The 20,422-nt window shown below is 62.8% G+C and carries 19 protein-coding genes; 15 read left to right on the forward strand and 4 right to left on the reverse strand.

The genetic code is table 11. The annotated features are described in order from the left end of the window. Window positions 1-230: 230 nt before the first annotated feature. From EB233_RS15320 to EB233_RS15335, 4 genes are all read left to right on the forward strand, one after another. Window positions 231-1,889: an ABC transporter substrate-binding protein gene (locus EB233_RS15320; protein WP_064988105.1), complete on the forward strand. Its 1,659-nt coding sequence runs from the start codon at window positions 231-233 to the stop codon at window positions 1,887-1,889. Between the two features lie 150 nt (window positions 1,890-2,039). Further along, entirely contained in the window at window positions 2,040-3,074 is a 1,035-nt protein-coding gene (locus tag EB233_RS15325) for an ABC transporter permease (protein WP_027051027.1), read from the forward strand. 12 nt (window positions 3,075-3,086) lie between these two features. After that, on the forward strand, window positions 3,087-4,244 hold the full coding sequence (locus tag EB233_RS15330) for an ABC transporter permease (protein WP_064988106.1): 1,158 nt from the start codon (window positions 3,087-3,089) through the stop codon (window positions 4,242-4,244). Window positions 4,245-4,294: 50 nt separating this feature from the next. Beyond that, complete coding sequence (locus EB233_RS15335) at window positions 4,295-6,628, forward strand: dipeptide ABC transporter ATP-binding protein (protein WP_027051029.1); 2,334 nt, start codon at window positions 4,295-4,297, stop codon at window positions 6,626-6,628. A gap of 13 nt (window positions 6,629-6,641) precedes the next feature. Here EB233_RS15335 and EB233_RS15340 read toward each other — a convergent pair whose 3' ends face one another. Both EB233_RS15340 and EB233_RS15345 read right to left on the reverse strand, forming a co-directional pair. Beyond that, window positions 6,642-7,232, reverse strand: a complete 591-nt coding sequence (locus EB233_RS15340) for a transglycosylase SLT domain-containing protein (protein ID WP_064988107.1) — start codon at window positions 7,230-7,232, stop codon at window positions 6,642-6,644. A gap of 21 nt (window positions 7,233-7,253) precedes the next feature. Then, on the reverse strand, window positions 7,254-7,451 hold the full coding sequence (locus EB233_RS15345; protein ID WP_155765286.1) for a hypothetical protein: 198 nt from the start codon (window positions 7,449-7,451) through the stop codon (window positions 7,254-7,256). Here EB233_RS15345 and EB233_RS15350 point away from each other — a divergent pair. Then, window positions 7,450-8,988 (forward strand): trimethylamine methyltransferase family protein, encoded by a 1,539-nt coding sequence (locus tag EB233_RS15350; protein ID WP_064988777.1) that lies wholly within the window; start codon window positions 7,450-7,452, stop codon window positions 8,986-8,988. The genes EB233_RS15345 and EB233_RS15350 overlap by 2 nt on opposite strands. A gap of 85 nt (window positions 8,989-9,073) precedes the next feature. Beyond that, the gene (locus EB233_RS15355; protein WP_064988108.1) at window positions 9,074-11,500 is read left to right on the forward strand and encodes a GcvT family protein; all 2,427 of its coding nucleotides are present in this window, start codon (window positions 9,074-9,076) and stop codon (window positions 11,498-11,500) included. Between the two features lie 22 nt (window positions 11,501-11,522). Here the strand turns inward: EB233_RS15355 and EB233_RS15360 are convergent, their stop codons facing one another. Next, window positions 11,523-11,915: a DoxX family protein gene (locus EB233_RS15360; protein ID WP_064988109.1), complete on the reverse strand. Its 393-nt coding sequence runs from the start codon at window positions 11,913-11,915 to the stop codon at window positions 11,523-11,525. Window positions 11,916-12,135: 220 nt separating this feature from the next. Here EB233_RS15360 and EB233_RS15365 point away from each other — a divergent pair, with 220 nt between their 5' ends. Continuing rightward, a complete protein-coding gene (locus EB233_RS15365; RefSeq protein ID WP_064988110.1) occupies window positions 12,136-12,624 on the forward strand; it encodes a hypothetical protein in 489 nt (162 codons plus the stop codon). Window positions 12,625-12,859: 235 nt separating this feature from the next. On the opposite strand, the gene EB233_RS15370 is transcribed toward EB233_RS15365, so the two are convergent. Next, on the reverse strand, window positions 12,860-13,636 hold the full coding sequence (locus tag EB233_RS15370; RefSeq protein WP_064988111.1) for a VOC family protein: 777 nt from the start codon (window positions 13,634-13,636) through the stop codon (window positions 12,860-12,862). Window positions 13,637-13,804: 168 nt separating this feature from the next. Here EB233_RS15370 and EB233_RS15375 point away from each other — a divergent pair, with 168 nt between their 5' ends. The 8 genes from EB233_RS15375 to EB233_RS15410 all read left to right on the forward strand — a co-directional run bounded on the left by EB233_RS15375 (window position 13,805) and on the right by EB233_RS15410 (window position 20,417). After that, window positions 13,805-14,539, forward strand: a complete 735-nt coding sequence (locus EB233_RS15375) for a gamma-glutamylcyclotransferase (protein ID WP_064988112.1) — start codon at window positions 13,805-13,807, stop codon at window positions 14,537-14,539. A gap of 121 nt (window positions 14,540-14,660) precedes the next feature. Continuing rightward, window positions 14,661-16,016, forward strand: coding sequence for an NAD(P)-dependent oxidoreductase (locus tag EB233_RS15380; protein WP_064988113.1), 1,356 nt, complete (start codon window positions 14,661-14,663; stop codon window positions 16,014-16,016). A gap of 5 nt (window positions 16,017-16,021) precedes the next feature. Continuing rightward, a complete protein-coding gene (locus EB233_RS15385) occupies window positions 16,022-16,864 on the forward strand; it encodes a class I SAM-dependent methyltransferase (protein WP_064988114.1) in 843 nt (280 codons plus the stop codon). Window positions 16,865-16,876: 12 nt separating this feature from the next. After that, a complete protein-coding gene (gene preA / locus EB233_RS15390; RefSeq protein WP_064988115.1) occupies window positions 16,877-18,190 on the forward strand; it encodes an NAD-dependent dihydropyrimidine dehydrogenase subunit PreA in 1,314 nt (437 codons plus the stop codon). A 114-nt stretch (window positions 18,191-18,304) separates the two neighbouring features. Further along, the gene (locus EB233_RS15395; RefSeq protein WP_064988779.1) at window positions 18,305-18,688 is read left to right on the forward strand and encodes a cupin domain-containing protein; all 384 of its coding nucleotides are present in this window, start codon (window positions 18,305-18,307) and stop codon (window positions 18,686-18,688) included. Between the two features lie 288 nt (window positions 18,689-18,976). Next, window positions 18,977-19,507: an RrF2 family transcriptional regulator gene (locus EB233_RS15400; protein ID WP_064988780.1), complete on the forward strand. Its 531-nt coding sequence runs from the start codon at window positions 18,977-18,979 to the stop codon at window positions 19,505-19,507. An 11-nt stretch (window positions 19,508-19,518) separates the two neighbouring features. Further along, entirely contained in the window at window positions 19,519-19,977 is a 459-nt protein-coding gene (locus tag EB233_RS15405; RefSeq protein WP_027051041.1) for a carboxymuconolactone decarboxylase family protein, read from the forward strand. Window positions 19,978-20,039: 62 nt separating this feature from the next. After that, on the forward strand, window positions 20,040-20,417 hold the full coding sequence (locus EB233_RS15410; protein ID WP_064988116.1) for a DoxX family protein: 378 nt from the start codon (window positions 20,040-20,042) through the stop codon (window positions 20,415-20,417). The last annotated feature ends 5 nt before the right edge of the window (window positions 20,418-20,422 follow it).

Here is a 20,422-nt window from a genome sequence, read left to right on the forward strand (position 1 = left end):
GGAACTGGCGCTGTCGCAAGCCGTGCAAATGTCTCAGTTTAATGGCCAAAAGAGATTTTGGCGAAATCTGGGCGCACTAGCACTTTTGCGCCAAGACTGTCGCTATCGCGCGAACCGCTCCCTTTTCAAAGTTGCACATTCGCTAACATGTTCCCATTCCACGCCGTCTTTGACATCATGGCCTGGATGCGGAATGTTAATCGGCGGAAAGCCAACAATGGGAGTTAGTCATGACGATTTATAAGAGCAACGGCGACAGCGTTCCGGATCACATCCTGGCCATGGCCAAAGAAGCCAAGGCAGGAGCGGTAGATCGCCGCGAATTCCTGGCGCTTGCCAGCGTTTTTGGCGCATCGACGGCCATGGCCTACGGACTGCTCGGCCTTGCCGCGCCGACGCCGGCCAGAGCCGAGGACGTGAAGGGCAAGAAGGGCGGCGTTCTGAAAGTCGCCATGTCGGTCAAGGATCCCAAGGATCCCCGTACCGCCGACTGGTCGGAGATTTCCAACGCCGAACGCCAGGCGCTCGAGCCCCTGGTGAAATACACCAAGGAGTACACCTTCGCGCCGTATCTGCTGGCGAGCTGGGACATCAATGACGACGCCACCGAATACACGCTGCATGTGCGGCCGGGCGTCGAATGGAACAATGGCGACAAGTTCACGGCCGACGACGTGATCTACAATTTCACCCGCTGGGCCGACAAGTCGGCGGCAGGCAACTCGATGCCGGGCCGCCTTGGCAGCCTCGTCGATGAGACGACCAAGAAGCTGCGCGCAGGCTCGGTCGTCAAGGTCGACGACATGACGGTCAAGCTCAAGCTGACCAAGCCCGATATCGCCATCATCCCGAACCTGTGCGACTATCCCGGCCTCATCGTCCACAAGACCTTCGACGAGAAGGGCGCGAACTTCAAGAACTGCCCGATCGGCACCGGTCCGTTCGAACTCGTGTCCTACGATGTCGGCCAGAAGGTCGTCTACAAGCGCCGCACCACCGGCAAATGGTGGCAGGGCGAGGCCTTCCTCGATGGCGTCGAGTTCATCGACTACGGCACCGATCCGGCCGCGACTGTCTCCGCCTTCGAATCGGGCGAAGTGCAGACCAACCACGAGACGACCGCCGACTACGTCAAGATCATCGCAGGCGTCGGCGCGCCGCCCTCGGAAGTCGTGACCGCGGCCACCGTGGTCTCGCGTTTCAACGTCAACGCCAAGCCCTATGGCGACCAGAAGGTGCGCCAGGCAATGGCTCTGGCCGTCGACAATTCGGTGGTGCTGCAGCTTGGCTACGGCAATGCCGGCACGCCGGCCGAGAACCACCATGTCGCGCCGATCCATCCTGAATATGTCGAACTGCCGAAGATCAAGCGCGACATGGCCAAGGCCAAGCAGATGCTGACGGAAGCCGGCGTGATCGATTTCGAGCACGAACTGATCAGCAACGACGAGGATTATCACAAGAACACCACGGACGCGATCGCGGCCCAGTTGCGCGAAGCCGGCATCAAGGTGAAGCGCACCGTGCTGCCGAGCTCGACCTTCTGGAATGACTGGACGAAATATCCGTTCTCGGAAACCAACTGGAACATGCGTCCGCTTGGTATCCAGGTCATCGCCATCGCCTACCGCACGGGCGAAGCCTGGAACGAGACCGCTTACGCCAATCCGGACTTCGACAAGAAGGTCAACGAGGCGCTCGGCATCGCCGATGCGGAGAAGCGCAAGGTGGTGATGAAGGACATCGAGACGATGCTGCAGGAGTCCGGCATCATCATCCAGCCGTACTGGCGCAAGCTCTACATCAACATCAAGCCCGAGGTGAAGAACCACTCGATGCACCCGACCTACGAGCACGATTTCGGCAAGGTCTGGCTCGATCAGGCGTGACCCACAGCTTGAAGAATGCGAGGGGCGCACGGCCCTTCGCATTCGCAGGATCGCCGCCGTTGCATGAGATGCAGCGGCGGCGTGACGTCACAAGGTTTTCGTCACAGGGTTGACTATATCTGACCCCAACCCGGCCGGCAGGGGGCACGCATGTTCTCATTCATCATCAGACGCATCGGCACAATTCTGCTCACGATGCTGTGCCTGACGCTGGTCGTCTTCTTCCTAGTCAATCTCGAACCCAATCTGAAGAAGCTGGCGATCAGCCAGACCGAAATGCACACCTCGGCCGATCAGCTCGAAAGCTGGCTGGTCAACCACGGCTACCGCCAGAATTTCTTCTCGCGCTACGGCCAGTGGCTCGGCGTCGTGCCCAAGCAGCCGATCACCGATCCGGCGACCGGAAAGACGACGCAGCGTTTCACCTTCTGCAACGACCCGACCGTGCCGACATTCTCCGGTGTGCTCGAGGGTGATTTCGGCTGTTCGACCAAATTCAAGACCACCGTTGCGGCCAAGCTGTTCCCGGCCCTCGGCGCCACAGGCATCCTGATGCTGTGCGTGCTGGGGGTGATGGTGCCGGTCTCGCTGCTGGTCGGCATTCTCGCCGGCATGCGCGAGGGGTCACGAACCGACCGGGTGCTTTCCGTCGCATCCATCGCCTCGACGGCAACGCCTGAATATGTGTCGGGCGTCATATTCACCGTCGTCTTCGCTTCATGGCTCGGCTGGCTGAACGGCTCGGCCGCCTCGGCGAGCCAGGGCATCACCTTCTACAATTTCACCCTGCCGGTGATCACGCTGGCGATCTACGGCATCGGCTATATCGCCCGCATGACGCGCGCCTCGATGGTCGAGGTGATGACGCAGCAATATATCCGCACGGCGCGGTTGAAGGGCCTTTCCTTCCGCGGCGTGGTGGTCAAGCACGCGCTGCGCAATGCGCTGATCGCGCCCTTCACCGTCATCATGCTGCAGTTTCCCTGGCTGCTCACCGGCGTCGTCATCGTCGAGGTGATGTTCCGCTACCAGGGCTTCGGCTACACGCTGGTCGAGGCCGCGGGCAACAACGACATCGATCTTCTGCTCGGCTGTTCGCTGGTCTCGGTGTTCATCGTGCTGATCACCCAGCTCATTTCCGATGTCGGTTACGCGTTCCTCAATCCGCGCATCCGGGTCCAGTAGGGGAGAAGGCGCATGCAAGCTCAATATATCGGCGCCTCCACCATCATCCTCGAAGTGCTCTGGCGCTTCTGGCCGGTCTGGGTCGCGCTCGCCATCGTCATGGGGGCGAGCTTCCTCTACAAGAAGAAGCTGGCGCTCTACGGCCAGTTGTTCGACAGCGGCGTCGGCATAGCGGGCGTGTTCATCTGCCTGTTCTGGCTGTTCACGGCGATCTTCGCCTCGACCATCTCGCCTTTCGATCCGCTCGGCCAGATCCCGATCATGAAGGACACGCTGCCCGGCGCCATCGAGCCGCAATCGGGGCTGGTCTACCTGTTCGGCGGCGACAAGCTGGCGCGCGACGTGTTTTCGCGCATGGTCTATGGCAGCCAGATCGTGCTGATCATCGCGCCGGCGGCGACCGGTTTCGCTCTCATGGTCGGCATCACGCTCGGCCTGCCGGCCGGCTATTACGGCGGCAAGATCGATTCCATCCTGTCGTTCCTGGCCAATCTGGTGCTGGCTTTCCCGGTGATCCTGCTGTTCTACCTGCTGGTGACGCCGGGGATCATGGACACGCCGATCCCCTATGCGCTGGCCGGCGTCTTCTTCCTGTTTCCGATCATCTTCTTCTGCGTTCTGTTCTGGACGCGCTTCAAGAACCGGCCGGACCGCATCTACATCCTGCTCGGCCTGACGTTGATCATAGGCGGCTGGATCTATCTCGGCCTTGTCTTCGACAGGGACCCGCTGCACATCGTCCACATCGATCCCAACCAGCTCAACATCTTCGTGGCGGTGGTGTTCGCCTCCAGCCCCGGCGTGTTCCGCATCGTGCGCGGCCTGGTGATGGACATCAAGACGCGCGACTATGTGGCGGCGGCCCAGACGCGCGGTGAATCGCCCTGGTACATCATGCTATGGGAGATCCTGCCCAATGCGCGCGGACCGCTGATCGTCGATGCCTGCCTGCGCATCGGCTACACCACCATCCTGCTGGGGACGCTGGGTTATTTCGGCCTCGGCCTGGCACCGGAAAGTCCCGACTGGGGCACGGCGATCAAGGACGCAAGCCGCTTGCTGCGTTCCTTCATCCATCCGGCGCTGCCGCCGACGATCGCGCTGATGAGTTTCGTGCTGGGCTTGAACCTGCTCGCCGATTCCCTGCGCGAGCAATCGATGAAGGATTGACGGTGGGGTCCCAGACCCCACTTGGCTAAGAACTAGGATTGGAGCGACCCATGAACGAGGCAGTTCGAAATCCGGCCAAGCCGACCAACGGGCCGATCATCGAGATCGAAAACCTGTCGATCTCCTTCTTCACCCGCAAGGGCGAAATCCCTGCCGTCATGGATTTTTCCTGCACGGTCATGCCGGGCGAGGCGATGGGCATCGTCGGCGAATCCGGCTGCGGCAAGTCGACCGTGTCGCTCGGCATCATGCGCGACCTCTCCAACATCGGGAAGATCGTCGGCGGCAAGATCAAGTTCCAGGGCAAGGACATGGGCGAGCTCTCCGAAGAGGAGCTGCGTAGCATCCGCGGCAACAAGATCGCCATGATCTACCAGGAGCCGATGGCGAGCCTGAATCCGGCGATGAAGATCGGCCAGCAATTGATGGAAGTGCCGCTGATCCACGACAAGGTGTCGAAGGAAGAGGCCCGTTCGAGGGCGCTGGAAATGGTGCGCTCGGTCAAGCTGCCCGATCCAGAGCGCATGATGCGCTCCTATCCGCACCAGCTCTCCGGCGGCCAGCAGCAGCGCATCGTCATCGCCATGGCGCTGCTGTCGAAGCCGGCACTGCTTCTGCTCGACGAGCCGACAACGGCGCTCGACGTGACGGTGGAAGCCGGTATCGTCGAACTGGTCAAGGGGCTCGGCGAGAAGTTCGGCACCTCGATGATCTTCGTGTCGCACAATCTCGGCCTCATCCTCGAGACCTGCGACAAGATCACGGTGATGTATTCGGGCGAGGCGGTCGAGACCGGCAAGATCAAGGACGTCTTCGACCGGATGCGCCATCCGTACACGCAAGGGCTGTTCCGTTCGATCCCGCTTCCGGGCGCCGACAAGAATTCGCGGCCGCTGATTGCCATTCCGGGCCAGTTGCCGCTGCCGCATGAGCGGCCGAAGGGCTGCAATTTCGGTCCGCGCTGCCACCATTTCGTCGAGGGCGTCTGCAACGCCGCCGAAATCCCGATGGTCGAGGTCGCCGGCCACGAAGGTCACTTCTCGCGCTGCGTGCGCTTCAACGAGATCGACTGGGAGGCGCTGCCGCCCGGGGCCAAGAAGGTCAACGAGAAGGTCGTGCCCGGCGCGCCGGTGCTCAAGATCGAGGACCTGCGGAAGTACTACAAGGTCGGCGGCAGCGAGGTGTTCGGTTCGAGCGAAGGCCGTGTCGTCAAGGCCAACGAGACCATCTCCTTCATGGCGCGCGAATCCGAGACCGTGGCCATCGTCGGCGAATCCGGCTGCGGGAAGTCGACGCTGGCCAAGGTGCTGCTCGGGCTGGAGACGGCAAGCTCCGGCAAAGTTTCGCTGGGCAACAAGGAAATCCAGTCGACGGGCATCGAAAGCCGTAGCGTCGACACGGTGTCGTCGATCCAGATGGTGTTCCAGAACCCCTTCGATACGCTGAACCCCAGCCATTCGGTCGGGGCGCAGATCATCCGCACGCTCGAGAAATTCAATGTCGGCAAGACGGTCGCCGACCGACGCAAGCGCATGCTGGAGCTGCTCGACCTGGTGAAGCTGCCGCGCGCCTTCGAAACGCGCAAGCCGCGCCAGCTCTCCGGTGGCCAGAAGCAGCGCATCGGCGTGGCGCGGGCCTTTGCCGGCGACGCCAAGGTGGTGGTGGCCGACGAGCCGGTCTCGGCACTCGACGTGTCGGTGCAGGCGGCGGTGACCGAATTGTTGATGGACATCCAGCGCAAGAACAAGACGACGATGCTGTTCATCAGCCACGATCTGTCTGTTGTCCGCTACATCGCCGACCGCGTCGTCGTCATGTATCTCGGCTATATCGTCGAGCAGGGCACGACCGACCAGATCTTCGCGCCGCCCTATCACCCCTACACCGAGGCGCTTTTGTCGGCGATCCCGATCGCCGACACCAGCGTGATCAAGAAACATATCGTGCTGGAGGGCGATATCCCCTCGGCTATGAACCCGCCATCCGGCTGCCCGTTCCAGACACGCTGCGGCTACAAGAAGCTGGTTCCGGACAATCTGTGCGAGACCAAGGTGCCGCCGGTCAAGAACCTCGGCGACGGCCATATGAGCCTGTGCTGGCTGGCCGACGACGTGCTGGCGAAGATGGAGCCGGTGATCAAGTTCGACAAGGACCATGCCGCGCATGAAGGCGTGCCGGCCGATGCACCGCATGGGACCGGGCCTGGCCTTGTCGGAACGCCGCCCAATCGGCCGCGCGGCAAAAAGGGAAATTTGAAGGCTGACCAGCTCGGCGAGGATGTCGAGGAGAGCCAGGCCGGCATGCGCGCCCGTCGTCACGAAGTCCGCGATGAGAGTTCGGAAACCGGCGTTTCAAAGCCGAAGGATACAACTAGGCGGCATTGAGCCAGGCAGGGACTTAGCCCCCGCACTGCCTTAGCTGCGCATCATAATCGCGGGCCATCTTGTCGGTAGCCCGGGCGTAGCCTTGTACGCCGGCGTCGCCACGGTTGCCGCGGCCATAGGCGGTCCAGCCGAGATAGTAGGCGAGATAGAGATTGTAGGTGTCGTTGCGGGCGACGCCGTATGTTTCCGCGGTCTTGGAATGGTACCAGCCGACGAAATCGACGGCGTCGGCGAATTTCGTGCGCCGCGCCGCCCAGTTGCCGGTTTCGCGTTGATATTGCGACCAGGTGCCGTCGAGCGCCTGCGAGAAGCCGGTGGCCGACGAGACGTGCTTCCACGGAATGAAGCCGAGCAGTTTGGTGCGCGGCGGCCGGGCATTGCTCTTGAAGCCGGATTCCTTGCGTACCGTCGCCATCAGCACTGGCACGGGTATGCCGTATTTCTGTTGCGTGCGCTCGGCCGCCGACTGCCAGTTGTCGAACCAGCCGTCATTCTGGTCAAAGACGGCACAGACATTGTTGATGTGGCTGGGCGCGGTCGCGCAGGCCGAAAGAGCCAGAAGCACGCCAACCGCTACAATTTTACTAAAACTCGACCTACGCATCGGATGAGCAATAGGCCGAAATCATAAAAGGAATCTTGCTGTGTTCGTTAATGCTGCATCGGCTCGAATGTTCGGGAAAAAGCCGTATTGATAATCCGACGCGGTTTGTCGGTTTTTATAAATTGATATTCGAGAAATGCCGCCTTGGCTAAAATCACGCCTGGCGACGGCGTATTTCTGACAGCTTGGCCGGTTTGCCGAGGCTTTGATGCCCGCCATGAACGAACCAAGACGCAAGCGCGGCGCCGAGCGCACCAGCAACAGGGGTCCAGCGCCCATCCCGCAGCTGCCGACCAGGCGCGTGACCAATCCCTATCCGCCGATGGCGTTGCTAGCGCCCGACCAGATCGACGCGATCCACCAGGCGTCGATGCATATATTGGAGAATTTCGGCATCGAGGTGATGAGCCCGCGGGCGCTGTCGCTGTTCGAGAGGGCGGGTGCCGTGGTCGATCATGCCTCGGCCAATGTCCGCATCGATCGCGGCATGGTCGACGAGGCGCTGAAGACGACGCGGTCCAGCTATACGCTGACGCCACGCAACCCGGCCAACACGATCCATCTCGGCGGCAACACCATCAACTTCACGCTCGTTGCCGGGCCGCCCAATGTGCATGACATGGAGCGCGGCCGCCGTGCCGGCAATTTGCGCGACTATGCCGATCTCACCCGGCTGGCGCAGCATTTCAACTGCGTCCACATGCTCGGCAACCAGGTCTGCGCGCCGGTCGAGCTGCCGGCCAATTCCCGTCATCTCGACACCTATTTCACCAATCTGACGCTGACCGACAAGAGCTTCCATGTCTCGGCGATCGGCCGGGGCAGGGCGCTGGACGGCGTCGAGATGATGGCGATCGCGCGCGGGCTGACGCTGGACCAGTTGCGCGACGATCCGGGCATCGCCACCATCATCTCGGTCAACTCGCCGCGCCGCTTCGACGAGATGATGGCCGAGGGGCTGATGACCATGGCCGAATTCGGCCAATCGGTGGCGGTGACGCCGTTCACGCTGATGGGAGCGATGAGCCCGGTGACGCTGGCGGGCGCGCTGGCGCAGCAGAATGCCGAGGCGCTGTTCGGCGTCGTGCTGACGCAACTGGTGCGGCCGGGGGCGCCGGTGATGTATGGTGCCTTCACTTCCAATGTCGACATGAAGTCGGGCGCGCCGGCCTTCGGCACGCCTGAAAACACCAAGGCCAACATCGCCTCGGGACAATTGGCGCGGCGCTATGGCCTGCCTTACCGGACGACGCCAGGCTCGGCCTCCAACGTGGCGGACGCGCAAGGCGCCTATGAGACGCTGATGGCGCTGTGGGGCGCGGTGCTTGGCCACGGCAATCTGGTCTATCATGCCGCCGGCTGGCAGGAAGGCGGGCTGACGGCGTCGTTCGAAAAGCTCATCATCGATGTCGAGATGATCCAGCACATGATGGAGTTCCTGCGGCCGATCGTGGTCGACGAAGCCGAGCTTGCCGTCGAGGCGCTGGGCGCGGTGCCGACCGGCGGCCATTTCTTCGGCGAGCCGCACACGCTGGAACGTTACGCCACCGCATTCTACCAGCCGATGCTCTCCAACTGGCAGAATTTCGAGGCGTGGCAGGAGGCCGGCGGCCTTGATACGACCGCGCGCGCGACACGGCTGTGGAAGAAGGCGCTGGAAGATTATGTCGAACCGGCGATGGACATCGCCGTGCGCGAGGCGCTGGAGGCCTATGTCGCCAGGCGCAAGGAAGCCATCGGGCAGGGCGAGCCGTGACGCGAGGCGCCCAGAGAGGCGTGCCTGGCGCTGCTTTTTCGATTCACTTCATCTCCCTAACTCACTGAACTGACGAGAAAAACTGATGAAATCGCATGCAAAGGTCGTGGTCATTGGCGGCGGTGTCGTCGGGTGTTCCGTGCTGTTCCATCTCGCCCGCCATGGCTGGACCGACGTGGTGCTTCTGGAGCGCGACGAACTGACCTCGGGCTCGACCTGGCACGCGGCCGGCGGCATGCACACGATCAATGGCGACCCCAACGTCGCCAAGCTGCAGAAATACACGATCAGCCTCTACAAGGAGATCGAGGAACTGTCGGGCCAGGCGACAGGCGTGCACCTGACCGGCGGCGTGCTGCTGGCGGCGACCGAGGCGCGGCTGGACTGGTTGCGCGGCGTCGTCGCCAAGGGACGCTATCTCGGCATCGACCTGGAGGTGATCTCGGCCAAGGAGGCGGCCGAACTGATGCCGCTGATCGATCCCAGCCAATTCGTCGGCGCGGTGCGCAACAAGGAGGACGGCCATCTCGATCCATCCGGGGTCACCCATGCCTATGCCAAGGCCGCGCGCAAGCTTGGGGCCGAGGTGGAGCGCTTCACCAAGGTCGAGGACATCGTGCGTCGGCCCGACGGCATGTGGCGCGTCATCACCAACAAGGGCGAGGTGGTGGCCGAGCATGTCGTCAATGCCGGCGGCCTGTGGGCGCGCGAGGTCGGCCGCATGGTGGGGTTGGAACTGCCTGTGCTGGCCATGGAGCACATGTACCTGATCACCGAGGACATGCCGGAGGTCGCGGCCTGGAATGCCAAGACCGGCACCGAGATCATCCATGCGGTCGATTTCGATGGCGAACTCTATCTGCGCCAGGAGCGCGGCGGCATGCTGATGGGCACCTACGAAAAGGCCAACAAGGTCTGGTCCGAGTTCCAGACGCCGTGGAATTTCGGCCATGAACTGCTGGCGCCCGATATCGACCGCATCGCGCCGTCACTGGAAGTCGGCTTCCGCCATTTCCCGGCCTTCGAGAAGACCGGCATCAAGCAGATCATCAACGGGCCCTTCACCTTCGCGCCGGACGGCAACCCGCTGGTCGGCCCGGTGCGCGGCCTGCCTGGCTTCTGGGTCGCTTGCGGCGTCATGGCTGGTTTCAGCCAGGGCGGCGGCGTCGGGCTGGCGCTGTCCAACTGGATGATCGAAGGCGATCCGGGCGCCGATATCTGGGCGATGGACGTGGCGCGCTATGGCGACTGGGCAACGATGGCCTACACCAACGCCAAGGTGCGCGAGAACTATTCCAGGCGCTTCTCGATCCGCTTCCCCAATGAGGAATTGCCCGCCGGGCGGCCGCTGAAGACCACCCCGGTCTACGACCTTCTATCGGCCAGGGGCGCGCAGTGGGGCGTCGCCTATGGGCTGGAAGTACCGCTGTGGTATGCGCCGGAAGGCATCAAGGACGAGTTCTCCTGGCGGCGTTCCAGCGATTTTTCCCATGTCGCAAAAGAGGTCGCGACGGTTCGCGAGCGTGTCGGCCTGGCGGAGATTTCGAGCTTCGCCAAATACAAGGTGACGGGCGAGGGGGCGGCCGGATGGCTCGACCGCATGCTTGCCTGCAAGCTGCCCAAACGCGGCCGTATGACCTTGACGCCGATGCTGAAGGACGACGGCAAGCTGATCGGCGATTTCACGCTTGCCAACATCGATGACCATGAATGGTTTGTCGCCGGCTCCGGCATTGCCGAGCAGTATCACATGCGCTGGTTCGAGGCGCATCTGCCCAAGGACGGCTCGGTCCATATCGAGGCGCTGGGGGCGAGGCTCACAGGTCTTGCCATTGCCGGGCCGAAGGCGCGCGAGGTGCTGGCCAAGGTCAGCCGCGCCGACGTTTCCAACGCCGCCTTCCCGTTCATGGCGGTGGCGAAGATGGATATCGGCATGGCGCCGTGCCTTGTCGGCCGCGTCAGCTACACCGGCGATCTCGGTTACGAGATCTGGGTGGCGCCGGAATACCAGCGTGCGGCATTCAACGCGCTGATGGCGGCGGGCGAGGAATTCGGCATCGGCCTGTTCGGCTCGCGCGCGCTCAATGCGCTGCGGCTGGAGAAGAACTACGGCTCATGGGGACGCGAATACCGGCCGATCTACGGGCCGCTCGAAGCCGGGCTCGACCGTTTCGTCGCCTATGGCAAGGATGCGGACTTTATCGGCAAGTCGGCGGCATTGGCCGAGCGCAAGCAGGGCGGAAAGCTGCGGCTGCGTACCTTCATTGTCGACGCCGACGATGCCGATGTCATCGGCGACGAACCGATCTGGTTCGATGGCGCGGTGCGTGGCTGGGTGACGTCAGGCGGCTACGCTCATCATTCGAAGAAATCCGTCGCCGTCGGCTATGTGCCGAAGGAAATCGCCGACGAGAGTGAGGGCTTCGAAATCGAGTTGCTGGGCAAGCGCCACGTGGCGCGGATCCAGTCGACGCCGCTGTTCGACGCGAATTTCGAACGGATGCGGGGGTGAACTCTCACCCCCGCATCCTGCATCAAGCCTTGTCGCGGCTGTCGAGCGCAAACGCACCGGCGCCGGCGAACACCAGATAGAGGAAAATGAAGCAGAACGAGATCGCCGCGTCGCCGCTGTTGTTGACCGGGAAGAAGTCACGCGGCATGTGCGCCATGAAATAGGCGATAGCCATTTCGCCGGCCAGCAGGAACGCGACGGGCCGCGTGAACAGGCCAAGCGCCAAGAGGATGCCGCCGGCGAATTCGAGGATGCCGGCGGCCGTCGTCAGCCCGGTGAGGGCGTGAGGCTGGGCGCTGACGGGGAAGTTGAACAGTTTCTGGCTGCCATGCTCGATGAACTGCAGCGCGGTCATGATGCGCAGCACGCCGAGCGCCTGCGGCTGGTATCTGACAAGGCCCTCAAAAAGCTTCATCTAAAACTCCAATTTTCACCCCCTCGGCTCGGCGATAGATTATCGCCCGGCGATGGACCATTCACTTCCCGTGGCTGACCATCAACAATCGGTGATTGGAAATGTTCCCCAGTATGCCCTCTCATATTGTTCTCGTCAGGGTTGCATTAATATCGCCATGGTTGTATAAATATGGACGCTCTAAACCTTTCGGTTCCCTTGCCATGAAAGTCTTGTTGTTATGAAAAAAGTCATTGTCAGCCTCTTTGCATTGCTTGCAGGCACCGGCTTGGCCGTGGCCGAGGACGCCGGTTGCGAGGCCTTCAAATGGCCGGTGACGCGGGAACAGGCGCTGTTTGTCGCGGCGCCCGCAACGCCGGCTGGAGCGACACTGGCGGTGGGGGCCGCCGCTGATCTGGCCCTGGTGCCGGCCGAGAAAGCCGGTTTTGCGATGCCGCCCGAGCGCGCACCGGCGGAGGGCACGTTCGGTGCCGTCGCCAGCGTTGAGGTGCCGAGCGAAGGCGCCATCCAGATCAGCCTGTCGGGCGAGGCCTGGATTGATGTCATCCAGGATGGCAAGGCCGTGAAATCGGCCGGTTATAGCGGTGTGAAGACCTGCCCCGGCATCCGCAAGAGCGTGCGCTTCAAGCTTGCGGCCGGCCCGGCCACCGTGCAGTTCAGCGGCGCGAAAAAGGCTGAGCTGAAGGTCGCGGTGCTGACGCCGGAATAGCCTCACGAGACATCGTTCAAAAAAGCAAAGGTCAGCGGGACAGCGCCCCCCTCTGGCCTACCGGCCATCTCCCCCACAAGGGGGGAGATTGGCAGCTTTGGCGCTGCCGCCTTCTTTTCAACGTGGAGATTGGCGAAAGTCTGCAGGACAGCCAATCTCCCCCCAAGTGGGGGAGATGTCCGGCAGGACAGAGGGGGGCGCCAAGGATCGCCAGCTTCAAGTTTTCTGGAGGCGCTTACCGCACCGGCGCCATCAAGGCGAAATGCGCGCCTTGAGGATCCTGGCATTGCACAATCCAGCTGCCGCCGGGGACCTCCATCGGTCCCATCAGGATCTTGCCGCCATTGTCGGTGACGCGTTTCGCGGCAGCGTCGATGCCGGTGACGTTGAAATAGAACTGCCAGACCGGCACTGGAATCTGCGCGGGCTTGTTCATGATGCCGCCGCCGGATTCGGCGCCTGCGGTGAAGGTCTGGTAGATGCCCATCGGGCCCATGTCGAAATCGCCGGCATTGGCCCAGCCGAACTGGCCGGAATAGAAGTCGAACGCGGCCTTCCAATCGGTGGTGTAGAGCTCATGCCAGCCGATATGGCCAGGTGTGCTGGCCGGCACGCCGGGCTGGTCGGGGCCGTTCGGTTGCAGGAACATGAAGGTCGCACCTTGCGGATCGGCGACGACGGCAAAGCGGCCGACGCCCGGAATGTCGCTGGGTTCGCAGTGGACGCCACCGCCGGCCGCTTTCAACGATTTCGTCGCGGCGTCCACGTCCTTGGTATGGATATAGCCGAGCCACGCCGGCGGTGCGCCCATCTTCTTGACATCGTCGGGCATCGTCATCAGGCCGCCGACGCCACGCTCGCCGACATTCATGACGACGTAGCGCGGCATACCGGGCGACTTGTCGAAGGGCTGCGCCGTCCAGCCGACAACCTTGGTGTAGAAGGCCTCGGCGGCGTCGAGGTCTGACGTCATCAGCTCGTACCAGAAAAAGGGCATCGGGGATTTCGGCATGGTCGGTCTCCTCACCGTTCAAGCATCGATCGTTGTCCGATCCACCCCAGGACGATCCGGGCGGCGGAAATCCGACAAGCGCCCGAACAATAATGTCTGTCCATGACATGCGTTAGCCGGTTGCGTGCTCCGCTGTTTTCGATTTCTGTACGGCAAGGGGGTCGTTTCATGCGCCTTATGTCGCTCACGCCGGAGCTTGTCGCACTGTGCCACAGGGAAGAGGTCGATCCCGGCCCGGACCCAAGCTGGACGGAGCTGAACGATGAGGATTTCAAGGCGCTGGCCGTGAGGCTCGCCGGTGAAGCCGACGAGGGACCGCTCTGGGTGTTTGCGTATGGCTCGCTGATCTGGAAGCCGGAATTCGATTCGGTCGAGCAACGGCTCGCCACAGCCTTCGGCTGGCACCGCTCCTTCTGCCTCGACATGGTGCGCTGGCGCGGCACTGCCGCGCAGCCGGGATTGATGATGGCGCTCGAACGCGGCGGACGCTGCAACGGCGTGATCTACCGCTTGCCGGAGGGCGAAAAGCCGGCTCAGGTCGAAAGGCTGCTGCGGCGCGAGATCAGCGACCATGAGAGCATCAGCTCGGTCAGATGGCTGCCGGTGCATACCACGCAGGGCGCGCTGCGGGCGCTCGGCTTCTGGGTCGGGGTTAAAGGGCGGGGAACGTCACCGGGCCAGCCGCTGGACAAGGTGGCCAGCATATTGGCCAGGGCCTGCGGCCATATCGGCTCCGGCGCCGAATATCTCTACAACACGGTCAGCCATCTCGAAGCGTTCGGCATCCGCGACCGCAATCTGTGGCGGCTGCAGCAACTGGTGGCGGATGAAGTTCGCGCCCTTCATGGCCGGCCGGTCGACGAGAACTTCCCGTCCCGGCAGGAGCGGTCGACCGTCGCATAACATGAGTAAAAAAATCATATTTTTATCTAGCCTTTTCAGGGACTTGCGCCGAAAATTGACCAATTGATAAAAAAATAAAACGTGCTAGCCTTCCCCAAAACGAAAACATGGGGAACTGACAATGCCAGAAGGCCAGTTCAAGGAAGGTATCGTCGGCGGCCGGCTTGCGGCCGAACAGTACGCGGACAATTTTTCCGACCTGCATCCGCCGCTCGATCATCACGAGGCGCTGGTCGAATCCGACCGCTGCTATTTCTGCTACGACGCGCCGTGCATGAATGCCTGCCCGACCTCGATCGACATCCCGCTGTTCATCCGGCAGATTTCGACCGGCAATCCGATCGGTTCGGCCAAGACCATCTTCGACCAGAATATCCTTGGCGGCATGTGCGCCCGCGTCTGTCCGACAGAGACGCTCTGCGAAGAAGTCTGCGTGCGCGAGGTGGCGGAAGGCAAGCCGGTGCAGATCGGCCGCCTGCAGCGCTACGCCACCGATGTCGCCATGGCCGAGAACAAGCAGTTCTATCCGCGCGCCGCGCCGACGGGCAAGACGGTCGCCGTGGTCGGCGCCGGTCCGGCCGGCCTTGCCGCCGCTCATCGGCTCGCCCGCCATGGCCATGACGTGACCATACTGGAGGCGCGGCCCAAGGCGGGCGGCCTCAACGAATATGGCATCGCCGCCTATAAGAGCGTCGACAATTTTGCCCAGGCGGAGGTCGACTATGTCACGGCGATCGGCGGCATCGACATCCAGAATGGCAAGGCGCTTGGCCGCGATTACCAGCTCTCCGACCTGATGCGCAATTACGACGCCGTGTTCCTCGGCATGGGGCTTGGCGGCGTCAACGCGCTGCGCGCCGATGGCGAGGATGCCGACGGCGTCACCAACGCGGTGGAGTTCATCGCCGAGCTGCGCCAGGCCAGCGATCTTTCCGGCCTGCCGGTCGGCCGGCGCGTCGTCGTCATCGGCGGCGGCATGACGGCGATCGACGCCGCCGTGCAATCGAAGCTGCTCGGTGCCGAGGAGGTGACGATCTGCTACCGGCGTGGCCAGGAGCACATGAACGCGTCGGAGTTCGAGCAGGATCTTGCCGCCGCTAACGGCGTCACCATCCGCCACTGGCTGCAGCCGAAGCGGGTAATTGCCGAAGGCGGCAAGGTCAGCGCCATCGAACTCGAATACACGGCACTCAACGGCGACAAGCTTGCCGGCACGGGCGAGACGCTGACGCTCACCGCCGACCAGGTGTTCAAGGCGATCGGCCAGAGTTTTGTTCCGGCCGCCCTCAACGGCAGCGGCGCGTCGATCGAGCTTGATGCCGGCCGCATCAAGGTCGACGGGGAAGGGCGCACCTCGCTGGCCAAGGTCTGGGCCGGCGGCGACTGCATCTTTGGCGGCGACGACCTGACCGTGTCGGCAGTGGCGCAGGGGCGCGACGCGGCCGAGAGCATCCACAGGAGTCTGACGCAGGGATAAGGGTCATGAGCACGGTGGAACCGGGCATTGCCCGTCACTACGACATATCGGGGCTTGAAGAGCGGATACTTGCCGCACTCGCCGATACTGGCGTGGACGTTGCCCATCTGCGCGTCAGCGATCTCGAAGCAGTCGACGAATTCCACATTGGCGGCGTCGCCGCCACCAGGGAACTGCTTGACCAGATGGGTTTGAAGCCGACAGCCAGGCTGCTTGACATCGGATCGGGCATTGGCGGTCCAGCCCGGTTTGTCGCCAACAGTGCCGAGGCCGATGTCACCGGCATCGACCTGACGCAAAGCTATGTCGATGTCGCGACCAGCCTGTCGAAGCGCACGGGAATGGCGGACAGGACCCACTTCGTGCAAGGCAGCGCGCTGGACATGCCGTTCGGCGATGCCAGTTTCGATGCGGCCATGATCCTGCATGTCGGCATGAACCTGCCCGACAAGGCGAAGCTGATGAGCGAGGCCGCGCGCGTGTTGCGGCCGGGCGGCGTCTTTGCCGTCTACGATGTGATGCGGCTGAAGGCCGGCGCGCTGACCTATCCACTGCCATGGGCCTCTGACGAAACCATGTCTTTCGTCGCTACGCCCGACGACTATCGATCGGCCGCCACCGCGGCGGGCTTCTCGGTGACATCGGAGCGGCCGCGTGGCGCCTTTGCCGTCGAGTTCTTCGCCACGATGCGAGCGCGGATGGCTGCCGCGCAGGCCGACGGCCGAAAGCCGCCGCCCGGCGTCGGCCTCGTCATGGGCGAGGATGCCCGCACCAAGATCGCCAATCTCACCGCCGCGCTTGAAGGCGGCATTCTCGCACCCGTCGAACTGCTTCTTCGTCTCGGCTGAAAGGGACCTGTCATGGCAGATATCCGCAACAATTTCGTCGGCATCAAATCGCCAAATCCGTTCTGGCTGGCCTCGGCGCCGCCGACCGACAAGGCCTACAACGTCATCCGAGCCTTCAAGGCAGGGTGGGGCGGTGTGGTATGGAAGACGCTGGGCGAGGAAGGCCCGCCGGTCGTCAACGTCAACGGCCCGCGCTACGGCGCGATCTGGGGCGCCGACCGCCGGCTGCTCGGCCTCAACAATATCGAGCTGATCACCGATCGCGACCTGCAGACCAATCTGCGCGAGATGAAGCAGGTCAAGATGGACTGGCCCGACCGCGCGCTGATCGCTTCGATCATGGTTCCCTGCGAAGAGGCGAGCTGGAAAGCCATCCTGCCGCTGGTCGAGGAGACCGGCGCCGACGGCATCGAGCTCAATTTCGGCTGCCCCCACGGCATGTCGGAACGCGGGATGGGCGCGGCCGTCGGCCAGGTGCCGGAATATATCGAAATGGTGGTGCGCTGGTGCAAGCAGTATACGCGCATGCCTGTCATCACCAAGCTGACGCCCAACATCACTGACATCCGCAAGCCCGCGCGGGCCGCGCACGCGGGCGGAACGGATGCCGTGTCGCTGATCAACACCATCAATTCGATCACCGGCGTCGACCTCGACAGTTTCGCGCCGATGCCGACCATCGACGGCAAGGGCTCGCATGGCGGCTATTGCGGTCCGGCGGTGAAGCCGATCGCCATGAACATGGTGGCCGAGATCGCGCGCGATCCGGAAACACGCAGCCTGCCGATCTCGGGTATTGGCGGCATCACCACCTGGCGCGACGCGGCCGAATTCCTGGCGCTTGGCGCCGGCAATGTGCAGGTGTGCACGGCGGCGATGACCTACGGCTTCAAGATCGTGCAGGAGATGATCGCTGGCCTCGAAAACTGGATGGACGAGAAGGGCCACCGCACGCTCGACGACGTCATCGGCCGCGCCACTCCCAACGTCACCGACTGGCAGTATCTCAACCTCAACTATGTCGCCAAGGCGCATATCGACCAGGACGCCTGCATCAAATGCGGCCGCTGCCACATCGCCTGCGAGGACACCTCGCATCAGGCGATAACCAACATGGTCAACGGCGTCAGGCATTTCGAGGTGATCGAGGCCGAGTGCGTCGGCTGCAATTTGTGCGTCAACGTCTGCCCCGTCGACAATTGCATCACCATGGAGCCGCTGGCCGCCGGCGCGATGGATGAACGCACCGGCAAGCCGGTGTCGCCGGTCTACGCCAACTGGACGACACATCCGAACAACCCGATGGCCAAGGTGGCGGCGGAGTAGGATTTGTTGTCGACGATTTAGGCGGTGGGGCGGTTCGTGACGTCCGTCGGATAGACCGCCGAAATGTGCCAACAACGGACGCACTTCCAACCTGTTCAACTTGAGGAATGTCCCGTGAAAGAAACCACTCTTTCTTCCGCGCCTGACGCAAAATCACCCGCAGGGGCAGATATCCGTTTCATCATGGACGGCACTGCTGGGAACATGATCCACAGCACCGTGCCGCCTCGTCAGATCAACAAGGCAACGGTTCACGCGACGGTCAGCGAGTTCTGGTATGTGTTGGAGGGAGCGGGAGAAATCTGGCGAAGGGACGAGACGGAAGAGCGTGTGACGGCGCTCGTGCCCGGAGTGTCTGTCGACATACCGGTTGGCACCGCCTTTCAATACAGAAACGTCGGTGACACGCCCTTCAAGTTCATCTGCATCTCAATGCCTCCGTGGCCGGGGCATCATGAAGCGTCGCATCTGATTGGTGCGTGGGAGCCGTCCGTCTGACGGAGATGGCGGCGGAGTAGGCGTTGTCGTCGCCGATTTAGCTCAATCGCCCTGTATGTCCATACTGGGCGATGTTGCATGGCGGCCACGACGGCATAAGTTCGCGCTGCCCCTCATTGCCCTGCCGGGCATTTCTCCCCGTATAGGGACGGGGAGAAAGACGCTATCTCGCCGATTTCGCCAATCGTCAACGTATTGTCGCTCCGACCGCTGGCGAATGCCGCATTCCTTTATTGCGGATATTGTTTATCCATGATAATTCATATCCATGAATGGGAGATCGGCACCATGAAGCTGGGCGAGGGCGTTGAAGCGGCCATCCACTGCGCGGCCACGCTGGCCAGCGTCGACGGCAACAGCACCATGCCAGGCGCCGCGCTGGCGGAATCCTTCGGCCTGTCACCGAGCTATCTGTTGAAGCATCTCAATATGCTGACGACAGCGCGCATCCTGGAATCGGTGCCGGGGCCGGCGGGTGGCTACAGGCTGGCAAAGCCTGCCGAACGCATAACGCTGCTCGATCTCGTGCTCGCCGTGGAAGGGCGCGAGCCGGCATTTCGCTGCGGCGAGATACGCCGCAACGGTCCAGTCAAGATCGATGCCTCGGCCTATGTCAAACCCTGCGGCATCAATGCAGCGATGCTCAGGGCCGAGCGCGCTTATCGTGCAGCGCTGGCCGAAACCAGATTGTCCGACATCGTCGCGGAATACGCGGCGGAGGGCGATCCCAGATCCTTTGCCGCGAGCTGCGCCTTCGTTGCGCGCCACCAACGGCCGCAGAAATCCAGTTCGAACCCGCGAAACCCAAAGCAGACATGAAAGGAAAAGCGATGCAACAGAGGATGCAATTTTTCGCCAAGGCCCCCGAAATCATGAAGGCGGTGTCGGCACTCAACAAGGCGGTCGACGAATGCGGGCTGGAGGTCGGCCTGCTGCATTTGATCAAGCTCCGGGCCTCGCAGATCAATGGCTGTTCCTATTGCGTCGAGATGCACAGCCGCGAGGCGAGGCGCGACGGCGAGACCGAGCAGCGGCTTTATCTCGTCGCGGCCTGGAAGGAATCGCCGCTGTTTTCGGAGCGTGAGCGCGCCGCCCTGGCCTGGACCGAGGCGGTGACCTTGATCGCCAACAATGGCGTGTCGGATGAGCTCTATGCGCGCACGCTGGAGCATTTCTCGGAAGAGGAACTGGTCAAGCTGTCGGTTGCGCTCGGCATGATCAACACCTGGAACCGGCTCTGCATTCCGTTCCACGCCATTCATCCGATGCCGGCGGCCAAGGCGGCCTGATTTTCCATCGCGATGGGAGCGCCGCCGAGGAGGCGGCGCTTTCCTTTTCAAGGGAGCGTTTTGTGCCTGTCGATTTGCCTTGGACCTTGTTGTTTCTCGGCCGCCTGCTGCTCGGTGGTGCTTTCGTCGTCGCCGGCCTGCGCAACATCCAGAACGCGGCTTTCCTCACCGGGCTGATGGCTGCGCGCGGCGTGCCGCGGGCGCGGCTGGCGCTGGGGGCCGGCATCGTGCTCCAGGTCATTGCCGGCGCCATGGTCATGGCCGGCCTGTGGACCGCGCTGGCCTGCGCGGTGCTGGTGCTGTTCCTCATCGCCGCCACGCCGATGTTCCACAATTTCTGGGACCATCAGGGCCCCGACCGGGCAGCACGCATCAACGGCTTCGTCGGCAATGTCGCGCTGGGCGGTGGGTTTTTGACGCTGATCGCGCAGTCGCTCTGAAGGTC

This window comes from Mesorhizobium erdmanii, assembly GCF_013170725.1.
In the GTDB taxonomy this organism is placed as follows: domain Bacteria; phylum Pseudomonadota; class Alphaproteobacteria; order Rhizobiales; family Rhizobiaceae; genus Mesorhizobium; species Mesorhizobium erdmanii.